Source organism: Pseudomonas abietaniphila, from assembly GCF_039697315.1.
Lineage (GTDB): Bacteria > Pseudomonadota > Gammaproteobacteria > Pseudomonadales > Pseudomonadaceae > Aquipseudomonas > Aquipseudomonas abietaniphila_B.
In genome coordinates this window covers 2,565,942-2,582,418 of sequence record NZ_CP155619.1, presented here as the reverse complement: position 1 = coordinate 2,582,418, position 16,477 = coordinate 2,565,942, and the positions used below count along the sequence as shown (strand labels likewise).

The window sequence follows — 16,477 nt, the reverse complement described above, 5'->3', positions numbered from 1 at the left end:
CGGCCCGTTCGGGCGTCAGCCATTACAAGACCAATAAAACAGGTGCAGACAATGTCCAACACTCCCCAACAGCGGAGCGAAAGCCCGTACATCCCGCTCGGCCCTTTCAAGGTGCGGTTGCCGTTCATTCACTACACGTTCGAGATGCCGGACTACCTGCAAGGTCTGTTGATGTGCGCCGTGGACCTGGCCGCTATCCCGCTGATGACCGAGCTGCTGGGCATGCCTTTCGAGGTCGCCCTGGCCGTGGTGATGCTCAACGGGTTGCTTTACCTCACTCACCACCTGCTCGGCGACCCGACCGTGCCGGGCTGGATCACCCCTGCCGTCCCGCTGTTGATGGCTTACTGCGCGCAATTCCCCATGGGCCCGGAGCGTGTCCATGCCTTGATTGCCTTCCAGCTGATGCTCGGGGTCTTCTCGATTGCGCTCGGGGCCACCGGGATGGCGAAGAAGGTCGTGGAATATGTGCCGTCCGCGATCAAGTCCGGGATCATCGTCGGCGCCGGATTGAGCGCGGTGATCGCCGTGTTTCAGGTGGGTGGCAAGTTCAACGTGCTGCCGTGGACCATTTCCATCGCAGTCGGCATCGCGTTCTACCTGATCTTCTCCCAGCACTTCAATGAGCTGAAACAGCGCAACCGCTTCTGGTGGAACTTCGCCAAGCTGGGCATCTTGCCGATCATCCTGTTGGCGGTGGTGATTGCGCCGCTGTTCGGTGAGGCGCCGTGGCCGACCATTCAGTGGGGCATCAGCAAGCCAGACTTCGCCGGGTTGTGGGAGCACTACACGGTGTTCGGTCTGGGCATGCCGCCGTTGTCGATGTTTATCTCCGCGCTGCCGACCATGCTGGCGGTTTACATCATCGTTTTTGGCGACGTACTGAGTGCGAAATCGCTGCTCGATGAAGCGGAAACCGTGCGTACCGACGAAGTCGTGGACTACAACCCGGATCGCGCTCACTTGATCTTCGGGGCGCGTAACGCGTTCATGAGCATCTTCGGTCCGGACGTGGCGATGTGTGGACCGAAATGGGCCGCGATGCTGGTCGTGGTGATCGAGCGTTTCAAAGGTGGCCCGAAGGCCATGCAGTCGATCATCGGTGGCGTTGGCTCGTTCCGTTGGGGCACCAATACCGGCTTGCTGCTGTTGCCGGTCGTGACTCTGGTTCAGCCGATTCTCGGTGTGGCGCTGTCGCTGACCCTGCTGATTCAGGGCTACGTGAGTGTGCGTCTGGGCATCCTTGAAGCGCGCAGCCAGCGTGACCTGGGGATTGCAGGTGTGATCGGCGCGGTCCTGGCGATCAAAGGCGCGAGCTGGGCGTTCGGCATCGGCGTGGTGCTGTGCCTGCTGATCTACGGCAAGAACTTCTTCAAGGGCGAAGTGGACGGAACGTTCAGCAAGGATTTGAAAGCGGTTGACGCCAAGCCAGCCGCGAAGGCCGAACGCGTGAAGGAAGAAGCGTTGGTGGATTGATTCTGCTTAGAGTGATGTTCTGTGGGAGCTGCCGGAGGTTACGACGGTGGCGAATGCTGGTTGTCTGACACACCGCTTTCGCCACCGTCCTAACCTCCGGCAGCTCCCACAATGGATCGTGGCGGGATTCACTGGAAACCGCATTCATCCGCCACCCAACACACGTTTCAAACTCTTGGAGTACAATGCGCGCCACCGTGATTTCGCTCAAAAAAGGTGCGTCATGCAGCCCTTCGCTATTGCTCCGTCGATTCTGTCCGCCGATTTCGCCCGTCTGGGTCAGGAAGTCGACAATGTCCTGGCCGCTGGCGCCGACATCGTCCACTTCGACGTCATGGACAACCACTACGTCCCCAACCTGACCATCGGTCCGATGGTGTGCTCGGCGCTGCGCAAGTACGGCATCACCGCGCCGATCGACGTTCACCTGATGGTCAGCCCCGTCGACCGCATCATCGGCGACTTCGTCGAGGCCGGCGCGACCTACATCACGTTTCACCCGGAAGCGACCCAGCACATCGACCGCTCCCTGCAACTGATCCGCGAAGGCGGTTGCAAGTCTGGCCTGGTGTTCAACCCGGCGACCCCGCTGAACCTGCTCGAATACGTCATGGACAAGGTCGACATGATCTTGCTCATGAGCGTCAACCCGGGTTTTGGCGGACAGAAGTTCATTCCCGGCACGCTCAACAAGCTGCGCGAAGCACGCGCGCTGATCGACGCGTCCGGCCGTGACATCCGTCTGGAAATCGACGGTGGCGTCAACGTGAACAACATCCGTGAAATCGCCGCAGCGGGGGCCGATACGTTTGTTGCAGGTTCAGCTATCTTCAATGCGCCGGACTACCAAGAGGTCATTGAGAAAATGCGTGCAGAACTGGCGTTGGCGCGTTGATGAGCGGCTTCGAACAGCTGTTTCCGGGTCGTCTGCCCAAACTGATCATGTTCGATCTGGATGGGACCCTGGTCGATTCGGTGCCGGATCTGGCCGCAGCTGTAGACAAAACCCTGATTCAGCTCGGACGAGCGCCAGCGGGTATCGAGCGCGTGCGCGACTGGATCGGCAACGGCGTGCGCGTGCTGGTACGCCGGGCGTTGGCGAACGACATGGATCATTCCGGCGTGGACGAAGCGTCCACTGAGTCGGCGCTGGCGATTTTCATGGAGGCCTACGGCGGGGACCATTCGCTGACCAAGGTCTATCCCGGCGTGCGTGAAACCCTGAAATGGCTGCAGAAAAATGGCGTGGAAATGGCCCTCATCACCAACAAGCCCGAGCAGTTCGTCGCGCCGTTGCTGGATGACATGAAACTGGGCCGGTTCTTTCGCTGGATCGTGGGCGGCGATACTTTGCCGCAGCAGAAGCCCGATCCTGCGGCGCTGTTCTTCGTTATGAAAATGGCCGGTGCGCCGGGCTCGCAATCGCTGTTTGTCGGTGACTCGCGCAACGACGTGCTGGCCGCCAAAGCTGCCGGTGTTGCGTGTGTGGCATTGAGCTACGGCTACAACCACGGTCGCCCGATTGCCGAGGAATCTCCGGCGCTGGTGATCGACGATTTGCGCAAACTGATTCCCGGTTGCTTAGATCTTGGGGCTGAGATAACGTTGCCCGACGTTAAAGCTCCCTCCTTTAGAGAATCCATCGTGGTGGTCACTCGCAAACTCTGGATGAAAGTCATCAAGGCCCTGGCCCGTTGGCGTTGGCGCGCCTGACTTGAATCTGGCCGGACGTCCGGCGCGTTTGCACACCTGACCGTTTTACCCTCAGACCACGAGGCTGATCATGACCCGCGAAGAATTCCTGCGTTTGGCCGCCGACGGCTACAACCGCATTCCGCTTGCCCACGAAACCCTGGCCGACTTCGACACACCGTTGTCGATCTACCTGAAGCTCGCCGACGAGCCGAACTCCTATCTGCTGGAGTCGGTGCAAGGCGGCGAAAAGTGGGGGCGTTATTCGATCATCGGGCTGCCCTGCCGCACGGTCATGCGTGTGCATGGGCACACCATCAGCGTGGCCCAGGACGGTGTCGAGATCGAACGTCTCGAAGCCGAAGACCCGCTGGCGTTCGTCGAGACGTTCAAGGCGCGTTACAACGTGCCGACCATTCCCGGTCTGCCACGCTTCAACGGCGGTCTGGTGGGTTATTTCGGTTACGACTGCGTGCGTTACGTAGAGCCGCGTCTGGGCGCTTGCCCGAACCCGGACCCACTGGGTGTGCCAGACATCCTGCTGATGGTGTCCGATGCCGTGGTGGTGTTCGACAACCTGGCGGGCAAGATGCACGCGATCGTGCTGGTCGACCCCGCTCAGCCAGACGCTTACGAAAGTGGCCGGGCGCGTCTGGAACAGCTGATGGACAAACTGCGCCAGCCGATCACCCCGCGTCGCGGCCTGGACCTGACCCGTCCGCAAGCGGCCGATCCGGTGTTCCGCTCCAGTTTCACGCAGGGTGACTACGAAAAAGCCGTCGATACGATCAAGGAATACATCCTGGCGGGCGACTGCATGCAGGTCGTGCCGTCGCAGCGTATGTCCATCGACTTCAAGGCTGCGCCGATCGATCTGTACCGCGCGCTGCGTTGCTTCAACCCAACGCCGTACATGTACTTCTTCAATTTTGGTGACTTCCACGTCGTCGGCAGTTCGCCGGAAGTGCTGGTGCGCGTCGAAGACAACCTGATTACCGTGCGTCCTATTGCCGGTACTCGCCCTCGCGGCGCGACCGAAGAAGCGGACCACGCGCTCGAAGTCGATCTGCTGTCCGACGACAAGGAAATCGCCGAGCACCTGATGCTCATCGACCTGGGTCGTAACGACACGGGCCGCGTCTCGGAGATCGGCTCGGTGAAACTGACCGAGAAAATGGTCATCGAGCGTTACTCCAACGTCATGCACATCGTGTCCAACGTGACCGGCCAGTTGAAAGCCGGCCTGACGGCCATGGACGCCCTGCGGGCGATTCTGCCGGCAGGTACGTTGTCGGGTGCGCCGAAGATTCGCGCGATGGAAATCATCGACGAGCTTGAGCCGGTCAAGCGTGGCGTTTACGGTGGCGCGGTCGGGTACCTGGCGTGGAACGGCAACATGGACACCGCCATCGCTATCCGCACCGCCGTCATCAAAAACGGCGAGCTGCACGTTCAGGCGGGTGGCGGCATCGTTGCCGACTCGGTGCCCGCGCTTGAGTGGGAAGAAACCCTGAACAAACGCCGCGCCATGTTCCGCGCGGTGGCGTTGGCAGAGCAGACGCCCGAGGCGTGATTGAGTTGCACCTCACAAGGACGGCGCCAGTGGCGCCGTTTTTTATGGCCGGCGCAAATCCCCTGTAGGAGCGCGTTTGATGCGGGATAGGAGAGCGGCGTTAAAAATCCAGGCTCAGCGCCAGATTCACCCCTTGCTGCGTGACGTCGTCGTTCTTTCGCCAGTTGTAACCCGCACGCAGTGTCAGATCCGGGGCTAGCTTCTGGCTAAGTCCCACACTTGCGCGGTTCAAACTACGCTGCGCCTCGTAACCCTGCAGATTGAAATCCACGCCGGGCACACTGTTCAGCGCAATGGTCACGTCTTGTTGATCAGTGTCGAACTCTCGCTCGTGTGCGACTTCACCGAACACTTGAGTCTGCGGCGTGATAGCGAACTTGCCCTGCAAACCTGCGCCCAGACGTTTCGAACGGCGGGTCTGATCGTCGTAGTTGAGCGCGGTGGAGCGGGTGCTGTTTTCCGAATAGCCATCGACCTCTACATGCGAGTAATCGGCGCTGATGAAGGGCGAGAAATGCCAGCCGCTGGTCTGCTCGGCAAGATCGAATCCCACTCGGCCACTGAGCGCCCAAAGATTGCCATCGGTGTCGCCTTTCTCCGCACCCTCGCTGACGCCTAGCGCAAACTTGCGCTTGAGATTGTCGTAATCGAGCTTGCCGCCCGATGCAGCGAGATCGGCCCACCAGTGATTCGCCTGAAATTGCACAAAAGCTGTCGCGATGTAGCTGTTGAGTTTGTAGTCCGAATCCCGTGGTCCTGCTTCCAGCGTCTGCCGGTAGGCGCCCGCGACCAGGCCAGCACGCCAGTCTTCGGCAAACCGGTAGCTGCCGCCGATGGTCAGGTTGTAGCCATGGCCGTCGCCGCTGGCGGAATTGCTCTGCGCATCGAAGTCCAGTTTCTGACCGCCGCCGGCGACGATGGCGCGCCATTCGCCGACGTTTTGCCAGCTGCCCCAATCGGCCAACCATTGACTGCGCAGCTCATCCTGTTGAGCGCGCAAGGTGCCATTGGCCATTTCCGGCAACAGCGTGATCTCCCAAGGCGCAGACAGAATCGAATAGCCGTAGTCTGCGATGAGGCGCTGGCCCGCAACGGTGGGGTGCACGCCATCGTTGAACAGCAATTTGGTCGGGTCGGGCGTGGTGCCGCCGATGCCATACACGCTGTTGGCCGTGCAGCCGTTGCCGCTGAAACAGGTGCCCACTAGATTCTGATCGGCCGCCAGTCCAAATTGCGCGGGATTGGCCAGCGTCTCGCGGACCAGGCCCGGAACGTTCAGCGGAATCACCTCGGCATTGATTTGCCCAAGACGATTCACCAACTGTTGGTTGAACACGCCGCTGAGCAACGTCGACGGGACTTGCAACGGCGTGCCGAAAACAGCGGGCGTCTGGCCGATATCGGGCAGCAGCCAGACCATGATGTAACGCGCACCGGCCTGCGACAGCACCTGCGCGCTGTCAGCCAGATTATTCGCGGCACTGACCGCTTGCCCTGGGCTAAGCACCCGCCCCTGCAGAAAGTCGTTACCACCGCCCGTCAGGTAATACAGCGCATTCGGGTCGGCACGGAAGCCGGTTTCCGCCAGATAACCCGGTCGCGTCCGGAAAACGGTCGTCACGCCGGTCGTCGTGTCGGTATTGGCGACCTGCGACTGAGTGGTGATCGCCTGAAGAATCTGATCAGTACGATCGCCACCCACCGCCCAGTTGTTGCCGTCATCCAGCCCCTGGGCTGCTCGGACCGGCGACGTTGATGACTGTAGGTCGCCCGGTGCCACCCCCAGCATCCCGCCCAACAAGGTCGATGAGTTCAAGCCAAACACTTCGCCGCTACCGTTCAGGTAGGTAGGGCCAACGCGATTGGTGAAACGCAGTGTCGCGCCCGGTGGTCCGCCCGCATCGGGAAACTGGCCAGCGTCGGCCAGGCTGTCGCCGAAGACGATCATCGTGGAGTAGGGGGAGGATGCAATGGCCGAGGTGCAGGTGAGCGAGAGCAGGCACGCCGCGAATGGTCGGCGCAGGGTTGCTTTTAACATCGAGATATTCCTTCTTGTTTTTATTGCTGTACGAGAAGGTAGCAGCCCCGAAGCATATCGCCATGTCTTGTATCAATCGTCAGGCGCTGTGTAACAAGCAGGATAATATTCGGGCGGAACAGGCTATTGGCCATCACTTTGGTGGGTGATGGAACCAAGTAAGGGCGTCCGTTTCAGGGACGCCTGTGTAGCCCGCGGATCCGTCAAAGCGTCGTCGTGGCGCTTCGGCGTTTAATAGCATCGATAAGTTTTAATGTCAGCGAATTGTAATCGCGGTCAAAGTGATGTTTACCGGGTAGTTGAAGCACTTCTCCAACGATAGTTGAGTCCGTGCAGCCGCTTTTTTTCTTTTCTTTTACGCCATATACGCACAGCACCTTGCGGGCCGGGAGCTTGGCCATCTCAGATCCGGTTTCTATCCCGTTGCTGCTTTCTTTAATCCAGCCATCTAGATGAATCTCGAAACTGCCTTTACGTGCGAATGCCAGTAACAGAATACTGTCTATGGCATCCTTGTCTTTTTCTTGCATTCGATTATAAATAGCGGGAAGTACATCGGCGCCGAATGAATACCCCGCCAGTACGAAATGTTTTATTCCCCATCGAGCACGGTAGTTGTCCATGAGTGCAGTCAGGTCGGCAGCACTTTCTTCAGGGGACTTATATTTCCAGTAATAACGTAGCGTATCGACACCCACTACCGGATATCCCTCGCCACCCATTATTTCAGAGATTTCCTTGTCCAGATCCCGCCAGCCGCCGTCGCCGGAGTAGAACACCGTCAACGTGTCAGAGGCTGGTGTCGGTGCGATTTCGGTGACCTGCATCTCCGATAAGGTGTGTGCCAACGGCAGGGTTCGATCACTCACCGTAATGCTGCTGGTCGGTTCCTGACGCTGGATATTTGACATGCTCGGCGTAGGGGGCAGGCACACCTTGAGCCGGTGTTTCGACTCAGGCCTTTGATGCAGGCTGTACGCAGCGGAAGTTGCAGTGACGAGTACGATGGCAAACGCGGCCCAGTATTTTTTCGGCGACATGGTTTTATGGACTCTACATCCGCCGGCCTTTGCCGGGGCAATCATAAGATAGGGGCGTGTAGATAAAACCGTGACTCACGTGACGCAGTAGCCTACAGTGACTTCGTAGCGGCCATTATCAATACGCGCAGAAATATATCCTATAACGTTGAGCGCGTCTTTATGCGTCGGACACATTTCATAGAATCGAAAGTTAGCTGCCTAATAAAGTAAGAGCGCAGGGTGGCGAATAAAAAAGTGTCCACCTGAACAGTGGACACTGGAGCCCTAAAGAGTGGGTCAAGAGGAGACGTTTGGCTTAGGCTTTTGTCGTCTGTTTCGGAGCTTATGAGCGACGGGCTTTCAGGCGCCCGGGCTCACTTGTTTTTGCGGGAGGCGGGCCGAGCCGATCCAGTGGATGGCCATCGCGATCAGACCCAGCAGGATTCCAAAGGCGACGATCCCTTGCCAGTCGAGTCGCGCCATCAGCCAGCCGCTGATGATGGTGCCGACCGCGCCACCGAAGAACGTGGCGGTCATATAAAGGCTGTTGATGCGGCCTTGAGCTTTCGGGTCGACCGCAAAGGCACGGGTCTGGTTGGACACAAGGCCCGCCTGTACGCCGATGTCGAGCACGATGACCCCGATCACAAGGAAGATCAGAGAGGACTCGGCCCCGGCGAGGAGCAGGAAGGACAACGTCACAATGGCGATGCTGGCGCCAATTACCTTGCGCGCGCCGAGGGTGTCCGAGGCACGACCGCCCAGCGAAGCGGCAAGTGCGCCGGCCGCACCGATGATGCCGAATCCACCCGCCCAGGCACTGCCCAGATGCATGGGGCCATCCGCGAGCAGCGCGGCCAGGTTCACCCAGAAGGCGTTGAAGCACGCCCACAGCAGCGCTTGGACGATCATCGATTCGCGAATCGGGCGGTTGTCGCGCATCAACGGCCACAGTGAAGCCAGCAGACGACCGTAGGAAAGTTGGGTGCTGGGCACGCCCTTTGGCAGCAGCGTTGCGGCGGCGATGAAGACCGGGATCATGAAGGCTGCTTCTACGCCGAACACCGCGCGCCAACCGTAGGTGTCACCCACCACGCCGCTGATGGTTCGGCCCAGCAGAATGCCGACCATGATGCCGCTGACCACGGTTCCCACGTTACGTCCGCGTTCACTGGGTTGCGACATCACAGCGGCGAAAGGCACCAGTTGCTGTGGGACGCAGCTGACCACACCCAGACCGAACGCCGCGGCAATCAACGTCCAGATGCTCGGCGCTGCTGCGGCGGCGATACCGAAAATGAAGGCGACCGCGATTTGTCCGAGGACCAGTTTGCGACGATCAAAACGGTCGCCCAACGGCAACAGCAGTGCGAGTCCAAAGGCAAACCCCAGCAGGGCTGCGCCGGCCACGAGGTCCACGGTCGTTTGGTCAACGTCAAGACTTGAGGCGATCAACGGCAGGATGGGCTGTACGCAGTACAGATTAGTGATCACCGCTCCGGCAATGATCGCCATCATGATGATTTTGCCGCGTGATGCTGTTGTGGGGGCGGCGGGAGTTTCGGAAGCGCTCATGGCACCCTCCTGTGGATACGTGGCTCCGGCACTTGCAGCCAATCTGTCGTGTACCGGTGGTGAGCCTCGAACCCTACGCCCTCGCATTGGTGAAGATAATTCCCTAAGATCGGGAATCATTCTTCCAGATTCCGAGAGGCTTGCCGTTGAACCGCCTTGACTCGATGTTCATCTTTGTCACCGTTGCGGACGCTGGCAGCTTGTCAGCCGCCGCGCGCCGACTCGGTATGCCGCTGGCGACGGTCAGTCGCAAAGTCGCGGAGCTGGAAACGCACCTGAAAACACGCTTGCTGCACCGCACCACGCGTCAGCTTTCACTGACCGAAGCCGGAAGTGCTTACCTGGTCGCGTGCAGGCGCATTCTTGAAGACATCGGTGAGGCGGAGCGGGCGGCGACGGGGGAGTATTCGGCGCCGAAAGGCGAGCTGACGGTCACGGCGCCCGTGGTATTCGGCCGCTTGCACGTGGTCCCCGTGATTGCTGAGTTTCTGGCGCATTACCCGCTGATCACCGTCAACCTCATGCTGACCGATCGCGTGGTGCATTTAATGGAAGAGCACGGTGATATCGCCGTGCGCATAGGTGAGCTGCCCGACAGTTCACTCATGGCGACCCGCGTGGGAACGGTGCGGCGCGTCGTGTGTGCGAGTCCCGCCTACTTGAGTCAGCGCGGCGAGCCCATGCACCCGGCTGATCTGGCCGGGCATGACTGCATCACCTTTGAGGTACTGGAGTCCAAGCGCGCCTGGGTATTCGGCGCTGGCCGCTCTCAGGTGTCGGTGCCTGTTCAGTCACGGCTCACGGTAAACACCGCCGAGGCTGCCATCGATGCATCGGCACTGGGTGTCGGCTTGATTCGCGTTCTGTCTTATCAAGTGGCGGAGGCTGTGCGTCATGACGCGCTTCGTGTGGTGTTGGCGTCGTATGAGTCGGCGCCCTTGCCCGTCAGTCTCGTGCACACCGGTCAGGCGCCGCTGCCGTTGAAACTGCGCGCGTTTCTGGATTTCGTCGCGCCTCGGCTAAGGGCCAGGATGTCCCGACTGCTCGGTGAAACGGGCCCTGTTTGACGGGTGGAAACACCGAGACAGGCTGATCCGCGATATACAGGCCGTTCTGACTGCATCCACTCAAATTTTTCTATCGTACAATGCGGTTGCGCCGCTTGGTTCGGTACGCTAATGTCCCAAAACGTTTAGATGAGACCCCTTCCGTGACGACTGTCAGCAAACTCTTGATGCGCGTTATCAAGGCTCACGCCCGCTGGCGTTGGCGCGCCTGACTCTTTTCCCTGCCGGCTCTCCCGGCCCTGTAACACCCTGCCTTCGAACCGTGACGTCTGCCCCAGTCGAGCTATGCACCGACTGCACAAACGGGCGCAAAACGAACACGGACTCTGAAAGGTTTGAATAAAGGTCAGTGATTCCAAGAGGTTGAGCACACCATGCTGCTGATGATCGATAACTACGACTCCTTTACCTATAACGTCGTGCAGTACCTTGGCGAGTTGGGCGCCGACGTTAAAGTGATCCGTAACGACGAAATGACCGTCGCTGAAATCGAGGCGTTGAACCCCGAGCGCATCGTCGTTTCCCCTGGCCCTTGCACCCCGAATGAAGCGGGCGTGTCCATCGACGTGATCAAGCACTTCGCCGGTAAACTCCCGGTGCTGGGCGTCTGCCTGGGCCATCAGTCCATCGGCCAGGCGTTTGGCGGCGACGTCGTGCGCGCACGTCAGGTGATGCACGGTAAAACCAGCGATCTGATCCACGAAGACAAGGGCGTGTTCGAAGGGTTGAAACACCCGCTGACGGTCACCCGCTATCACTCGCTTGTGGTCAAGCGCGAGACATTGCCCGACTGCCTGGAAATGACCGCATGGACCCAGCTCGAAGACGGCTCCGTCGATGAGATCATGGGCTTGCGTCACAAGACGCTGAATGTCGAGGGTGTGCAATTCCACCCTGAGTCGATTCTTTCCGAGCAGGGTCACGAGCTGTTCGCCAACTTCCTCAAGCAGACCGGCGGCACTCGTCAGGGTTAAGGACACTTCGATATGGCAATGGATATCAAGACGGCGCTGGGCCGGGTTGTGACGCAGCTGGACCTGAGCACCGACGAAATGCGCGATGTCATGCGCGAAATCATGACCGGCCAGTGCACTCAGGCGCAGATCGGTGCCTTTCTGATGGGCATGCGCATGAAGAGCGAGAGCATCGACGAGATCGTCGGCGCGGTCTCGGTCATGCGTGAGCTGGCCGACAAGGTCGAACTCAAGACCCTCGACGGCGTGGTCGACATTGTCGGCACCGGCGGCGACGGCGCGAATATCTTCAACGTCTCGACGGCCGCGTCGTTCGTCATCGCAGCGGCGGGCTGCACGGTCGCCAAACACGGCAACCGTGCTGTCTCCGGCAAAAGCGGCAGTGCCGATCTGCTGGAAGCAGCGGGTGTCTATCTGAACCTGACGCCGGTTCAGGTGGCGCGCTGCATTGACAGCGTCGGGATCGGCTTCATGTTCGCGCAAACCCATCACGGGGCAATGAAACATGCCGCCGGTCCGCGTAAAGAGTTGGGCCTGCGCACGCTGTTCAACATGCTGGGTCCACTGACCAACCCTGCGGGCGTCAAGCATCAGGTTGTCGGCGTGTTCAGCCAGGCGCTCTGCCGCCCGCTTGCTGAAGTGCTGTCGCGTATGGGCAGCAAGCACGTGCTGGTGGTTCACTCGCAGGACGGCCTGGATGAATTCAGCCTTGCGGCGCCGACCTATGTCGCTGAACTCAAGAACGGCGAAGTCACCGAGTACTGGGTGCAGCCGGAAGACCTTGGCATGAAGAGCCAGAGCCTGTTCGGCCTGGTGGTCGACAGTCCCGCGCAGTCTCTGGAATTGATCAGGGATGCGCTGGGTCGACGCAAAACCGAGAACGGCCAGAAAGCGGCTGAAATGATTGTGCTCAACGCGGGCGCCGCGCTCTACGCTGCCGATCATGCCACCTCCCTCAAGGAAGGCGTGGCGTTGGCACACGATGCGCTGCACACCGGGCTTGCACGCGAGAAGCTTGAAGAGCTGGGTGCCTTTACCGCGGTATTCAAACAGGAGAATGAAGGATGAGCGTGCCGACGGTACTGGAAAAGATTCTCGCCCGTAAGGCCGAGGAAGTCGCGGCGCGGCGCGCCAGCGTCAGCCTGTCCGAACTGGAAACCCTGGTGTCTACCGCCGATGCTCCCCGTGGCTTCGCCAAGGCATTGATCGAGCAGGCGAAGCGCAAGCAGCCGGCCGTCATCGCTGAGATCAAGAAGGCTTCGCCGAGCAAGGGCGTGATTCGCGAGCATTTTCAGCCCGCTGAAATCGCCAAAAGCTACGAGGCGGGCGGCGCCACTTGCCTGTCTGTGCTGACCGATATCGACTTCTTCCAGGGTGCTGATGCGTATCTGAAAGAAGCCCGTGGTGCCTGCAAACTCCCGGTGATCCGCAAGGATTTCATGATCGACCCGTATCAGGTCGTAGAAGCCCGTGCGTTGGGCGCAGACTGCATCCTGCTGATTGTTTCTGCGCTGGACGACGTTCAGATGGCCGAGCTGGCTGCGGTCGCCAAAGCCAACAAACTGGACGTACTGGTCGAAGTGCACGACGGCGATGAGCTGGAGCGTGCACTGAAAACCCTCGATACACCGCTGGTCGGCATCAACAACCGTAACCTGCACACGTTCGATGTCAGCCTGGAAACCACACTGGACCTGTTGCCGCGCATCCCGCGCGACCGACTGGTGATCACCGAAAGCGGCATTCTCAATCGTGCCGACGTCGAGTTGATGGAAATCAACGACGTGTACTCCTTCCTGGTCGGCGAAGCATTCATGCGCGCCGAGAAGCCGGGTGTGGAGCTGCAGCGTCTGTTCTTCCCGGAAAAAGGTACGGCGATCAAGTCCAGTAACCTGGATTGAGACGGCCACAGGTTCGTCGGCACGAGGCGTGATCATGACCACCCAGGTAATCGACATCTGCGTTGAAGCTGGCCTCAAGGCTGAACAGGACCTGTTGGCCTCGGTCTGCGCGGGCGATGCCGATTATGGTCTGTTGTTCTGGCGACCCAATGATCACGCCCTGGTGATGCCGCGACGCTTGAGCCGTCTGGGTGGTTTCACCGAAGCCAGCGAGACCCTGGCCGATATCGGTTGGCCGGTTCTGCTGCGTGAAAGCGGCGGCGAACCGGTCCCGCAGTCACCTGCGACCGTGAACGTCGCGCTGGTATACGTTCAGCCCAAATCCGATCTGGACAGGGATCGTATCGAAAACGCCTACATGCGCCTGTGCCAGCCCATGCTCGATGTGTTGACCGATCTCGGTGGCGTCGCGTCTTTGGGTGAGGTTGACGGCGCGTTTTGCGACGGTCGTTTCAACGTCAATCTGGATGATCGCAAGATGGTCGGGACAGCCCAGCGATGGCGTCAGAGTCAGGGTGGACGACGGCCGGTGGTGCTGGCCCATGGCGCGATGCTGCTGGATAACGAGCGCGTCGACATGGTCAATGCCGTCAACCGCTTCAATCAGATGTGCGAGCTGGAGCAGCGCTGTCGTGCGCAGAGCCACATTGCCCTGCACGAGCTATTCGCTGCGCCGGACTTTCTGGACCGGTTGGGCGAGCGCTACGCGGACATGTTCGCCCGCTTGTAGTCACGGTCGCGCTTTCAGCGAGTGCCGAAGACCACCATCGTTTTGCCACGCACATGTACCAGTTTCTGTTCTTCCAGAGACTTGAGAACACGGCCCACCATCTCGCGTGAACAGCCCACGATACGACCGATTTCCTGACGCGTGATCTTGATCTGCATGCCGTCGGGGTGCGTCATGGCATCTGGCTGTTTGCACAGATCGAGCAGACTGCGTGCGACGCGTCCGGTGACATCGAGAAATGCCAGGTCGCCGACTTTGCGTGTGGTGTTGCGCAGACGCTCCGCCATTTGTCCGCCGATCGCGTACATCAGCTCGGGGTCGTGCTGGCTCAACTCGCGGAATTTCGTATAGCTGATTTCGGCGACTTCACACTCACTCTTGGCTCGGACCCAGGCGCTGCGCTGGGGGCCGGTCGCCGCTTGCTGGAACAGGCCGAGCTCGCCGAAGAAATCACCGCTATTCAGGTAGGCGACAATCATCTCCCGGCCTTCGTTGTCCTCGATCAGAATCGTGACCGACCCTTTGATGATCAGGTACAGCGATTCTGACTGTTCGCCCGCGCAGATGATGTTGCTCTTGGCGGCGCAGCGCCTTCGTTGCGCGTGAGGAAGAAGTTTGTCGACCAGCTTCACTTTGTTCGGAGGGGTCATGGCGACCATGGCTGTATCCCGTAAAAAACTGCGCCCTGAGGCATTCTTATAGGTATCGGCAGTATTTCCGATTTGTCACAGTTCAGCAGCGGCATTTCGCCATTTTTTCGGAAATTTCCTACATTTCTGTCGCTTATCGACATTTCCGGTCCACTCAGCGACATCGTGGCCCTGTGCTAAGCTGGCCGCCTTTTTTCTAGCATTGGAGACCTGGGGATGAAAGCGCGTATTCAATGGGCGGGTGAGGCCATGTTCCTCGGCGAGTCGGGCAGCGGTCACGTGGTCGTGATGGATGGCCCGCCCGAGAGCGGCGGTCGCAACCTGGGTGTGCGCCCGATGGAAATGGTGCTGATTGGCCTGGGTGGCTGCAGCAACTTCGACGTGGTCAGCATTCTGAAAAAAGCCCGCCAGCCGGTCGAAAGCTGCGAGGCGTTTCTGGAGGCCGAACGCGCCACCGAAGACCCCAAGGTATTCACCAAGATTCACCTGCATTTCGTGGTGAAAGGCCGTGGTCTGAAAGAGACTCAAGTCAAACGTGCCATCGAGCTTTCCGCCGAGAAGTATTGCTCGGCGTCTATCATGTTGGGTAACGCTGGCGTTGAAATCACCCACGATTACGAAATCATCGAATTGGGTTGATTCAACGCCCAATTTTCATAAATGAGGCGCAGGCTATGGCATGCGACTTCCGAGGTCTGCATAATGCGCCCCTTTTTCAGGGCGCGACCGCCGGAACCTTGCCGGCTCGCCTCCGACCAGACAACCAAAATCGCCAACGCGAAGAGGTGTTAACCGTCCTACGCGACTGAGCCGGGCTCAGTTGACGGGCATGCTTGATCACGCGGCCTGGGCCGCACCCATATAGAGAGTTTTTAACGGTGAAAAGCAAACTCAAGCTCCACGGGTTCAATAACCTGACAAAGACCTTGAGCTTCAACATCTATGACATCTGCTATGCGGAAACCCCGCAGGACCAGCAGGCCTACGTCGAGTACATCAACAGCGTGTACGACGCAGAACGCCTGACGCGGATTCTTACCGATGTTGTCGATATCATTGGTGCCAACATCCTGAACATAGCGCGTCAGGACTACGATCCCCAAGGTGCCAGTGTCACGATCCTGATATCCGAGCAGCCGGTGACGCCAACCGACAGCCAGATCGAAGAATCGCCCGGCCCGTTGCCGGAAACCATTCTTGCTCATCTGGACAAGAGCCACATCACGGTCCACACCTACCCGGAAATTCACCCGGTCGACGGTATCGCGACCTTCCGCGTGGACATCGACGTGTCGACCTGCGGCGTGATTTCCCCGCTGAAGGCTCTGAATTATCTGATTCACAAGTTTGAATCCGACATCGTGACCGTCGACTATCGCGTGCGCGGTTTCACCCGTGACGTCGAAGGCAAGAAGCACTTCATCGATCACGAGATCAATTCGATCCAGAACTACCTCTCTGAAGACACTCGCGACAGCTACCAGATGACTGACGTGAACGTGTATCAGGAAAACCTGTTCCACACCAAAATGCTGCTCAAGCAGTTCGAACTGGACAACTACCTGTTCGGCGACGCGACCAGCAACCTCTCGCCAGAACAGCGCGAGCAGGTCACAGGCCGTGTGAAGCACGAAATGCTGGAAATCTTCTACGGCCGCAATATGCCGAACTGATGATGTTTCCCGCATGAACAAGAAAGGCGCCTATCGAGGCGCCTTTTTTGTTTACCCACAAGACATCTGCGTCTGGGATAGCCTCTTCGCGAATGAATTCGCATCC

The 16,477-nt window shown here is 59.3% G+C and carries 15 protein-coding genes; 11 read left to right on the top strand and 4 right to left on the bottom strand.

The features are described from left to right. Positions 1-51: 51 nt before the first annotated feature. The 4 genes from ABDX87_RS11470 to trpE all read left to right on the top strand — a co-directional run bounded on the left by ABDX87_RS11470 (position 52) and on the right by trpE (position 4,741). Positions 52-1,476 carry a hypothetical protein gene (locus ABDX87_RS11470; RefSeq protein WP_346832933.1) on the top strand — a complete coding sequence of 475 codons (1,425 nt, stop codon included), beginning with the start codon at positions 52-54 and terminating at the stop codon, positions 1,474-1,476. Between the two features lie 223 nt (positions 1,477-1,699). Continuing rightward, a complete protein-coding gene (gene rpe, locus ABDX87_RS11465; protein ID WP_346832932.1) occupies positions 1,700-2,371 on the top strand; it encodes a ribulose-phosphate 3-epimerase in 672 nt (223 codons plus the stop codon). After that, positions 2,371-3,189, top strand: a complete 819-nt coding sequence (locus tag ABDX87_RS11460) for a phosphoglycolate phosphatase (RefSeq protein WP_062385176.1) — start codon at positions 2,371-2,373, stop codon at positions 3,187-3,189. Before rpe ends, ABDX87_RS11460 begins: the two co-directional genes overlap by 1 nt. Positions 3,190-3,259: 70 nt before the next feature. Next, a complete protein-coding gene (trpE, locus tag ABDX87_RS11455; protein ID WP_346832931.1) occupies positions 3,260-4,741 on the top strand; it encodes an anthranilate synthase component I in 1,482 nt (493 codons plus the stop codon). Positions 4,742-4,841: 100 nt separating this feature from the next. Here the strand turns inward: trpE and estP are convergent, their stop codons facing one another. The 3 genes from estP to ABDX87_RS11440 all read right to left on the bottom strand — a co-directional run bounded on the left by estP (position 4,842) and on the right by ABDX87_RS11440 (position 9,376). After that, positions 4,842-6,779 carry an esterase EstP gene (estP, locus tag ABDX87_RS11450; protein WP_346832930.1) on the bottom strand — a complete coding sequence of 646 codons (1,938 nt, stop codon included), beginning with the start codon at positions 6,777-6,779 and terminating at the stop codon, positions 4,842-4,844. A 203-nt stretch (positions 6,780-6,982) separates the two neighbouring features. Continuing rightward, positions 6,983-7,819, bottom strand: coding sequence for a virulence factor family protein (locus tag ABDX87_RS11445; RefSeq protein ID WP_431061227.1), 837 nt, complete (start codon positions 7,817-7,819; stop codon positions 6,983-6,985). A gap of 342 nt (positions 7,820-8,161) precedes the next feature. Continuing rightward, positions 8,162-9,376: an MFS transporter gene (locus ABDX87_RS11440; protein WP_346832929.1), complete on the bottom strand. Its 1,215-nt coding sequence runs from the start codon at positions 9,374-9,376 to the stop codon at positions 8,162-8,164. Between the two features lie 146 nt (positions 9,377-9,522). Between ABDX87_RS11440 and ABDX87_RS11435 the strand changes: the two genes are divergently transcribed. The 5 genes from ABDX87_RS11435 to ABDX87_RS11415 all read left to right on the top strand — a co-directional run bounded on the left by ABDX87_RS11435 (position 9,523) and on the right by ABDX87_RS11415 (position 14,048). Then, a complete protein-coding gene (locus ABDX87_RS11435) occupies positions 9,523-10,443 on the top strand; it encodes a LysR family transcriptional regulator (RefSeq protein ID WP_346832928.1) in 921 nt (306 codons plus the stop codon). A gap of 374 nt (positions 10,444-10,817) precedes the next feature. Next, positions 10,818-11,417 (top strand): aminodeoxychorismate/anthranilate synthase component II, encoded by a 600-nt coding sequence (locus ABDX87_RS11430; protein ID WP_074752203.1) that lies wholly within the window; start codon positions 10,818-10,820, stop codon positions 11,415-11,417. 18 nt (positions 11,418-11,435) lie between these two features. Next, complete coding sequence (gene trpD / locus ABDX87_RS11425; protein WP_346833493.1) at positions 11,436-12,485, top strand: anthranilate phosphoribosyltransferase; 1,050 nt, start codon at positions 11,436-11,438, stop codon at positions 12,483-12,485. Then, the gene (gene trpC, locus ABDX87_RS11420; RefSeq protein WP_346832927.1) at positions 12,482-13,318 is read left to right on the top strand and encodes an indole-3-glycerol phosphate synthase TrpC; all 837 of its coding nucleotides are present in this window, start codon (positions 12,482-12,484) and stop codon (positions 13,316-13,318) included. The genes trpD and trpC overlap by 4 nt, the downstream gene beginning before the upstream one ends. Before the next feature lie 34 nt (positions 13,319-13,352). Next, entirely contained in the window at positions 13,353-14,048 is a 696-nt protein-coding gene (locus ABDX87_RS11415; protein WP_346832926.1) for a lipoyl protein ligase domain-containing protein, read from the top strand. A gap of 14 nt (positions 14,049-14,062) precedes the next feature. Here ABDX87_RS11415 and crp read toward each other — a convergent pair whose 3' ends face one another. Beyond that, the gene (gene crp, locus ABDX87_RS11410; RefSeq protein WP_346832925.1) at positions 14,063-14,707 is read right to left on the bottom strand and encodes a cAMP-activated global transcriptional regulator CRP; all 645 of its coding nucleotides are present in this window, start codon (positions 14,705-14,707) and stop codon (positions 14,063-14,065) included. 207 nt (positions 14,708-14,914) lie between these two features. On the opposite strand from crp, the gene ABDX87_RS11405 reads away from it, so the two are divergent. Together ABDX87_RS11405 and speD are read left to right on the top strand one after the other, a co-directional pair. After that, entirely contained in the window at positions 14,915-15,337 is a 423-nt protein-coding gene (locus tag ABDX87_RS11405; RefSeq protein ID WP_062385162.1) for an OsmC family protein, read from the top strand. A 239-nt stretch (positions 15,338-15,576) separates the two neighbouring features. Next, positions 15,577-16,371 (top strand): adenosylmethionine decarboxylase, encoded by a 795-nt coding sequence (gene speD / locus ABDX87_RS11400; RefSeq protein WP_346832924.1) that lies wholly within the window; start codon positions 15,577-15,579, stop codon positions 16,369-16,371. Positions 16,372-16,477: the final 106 nt, after the last annotated feature.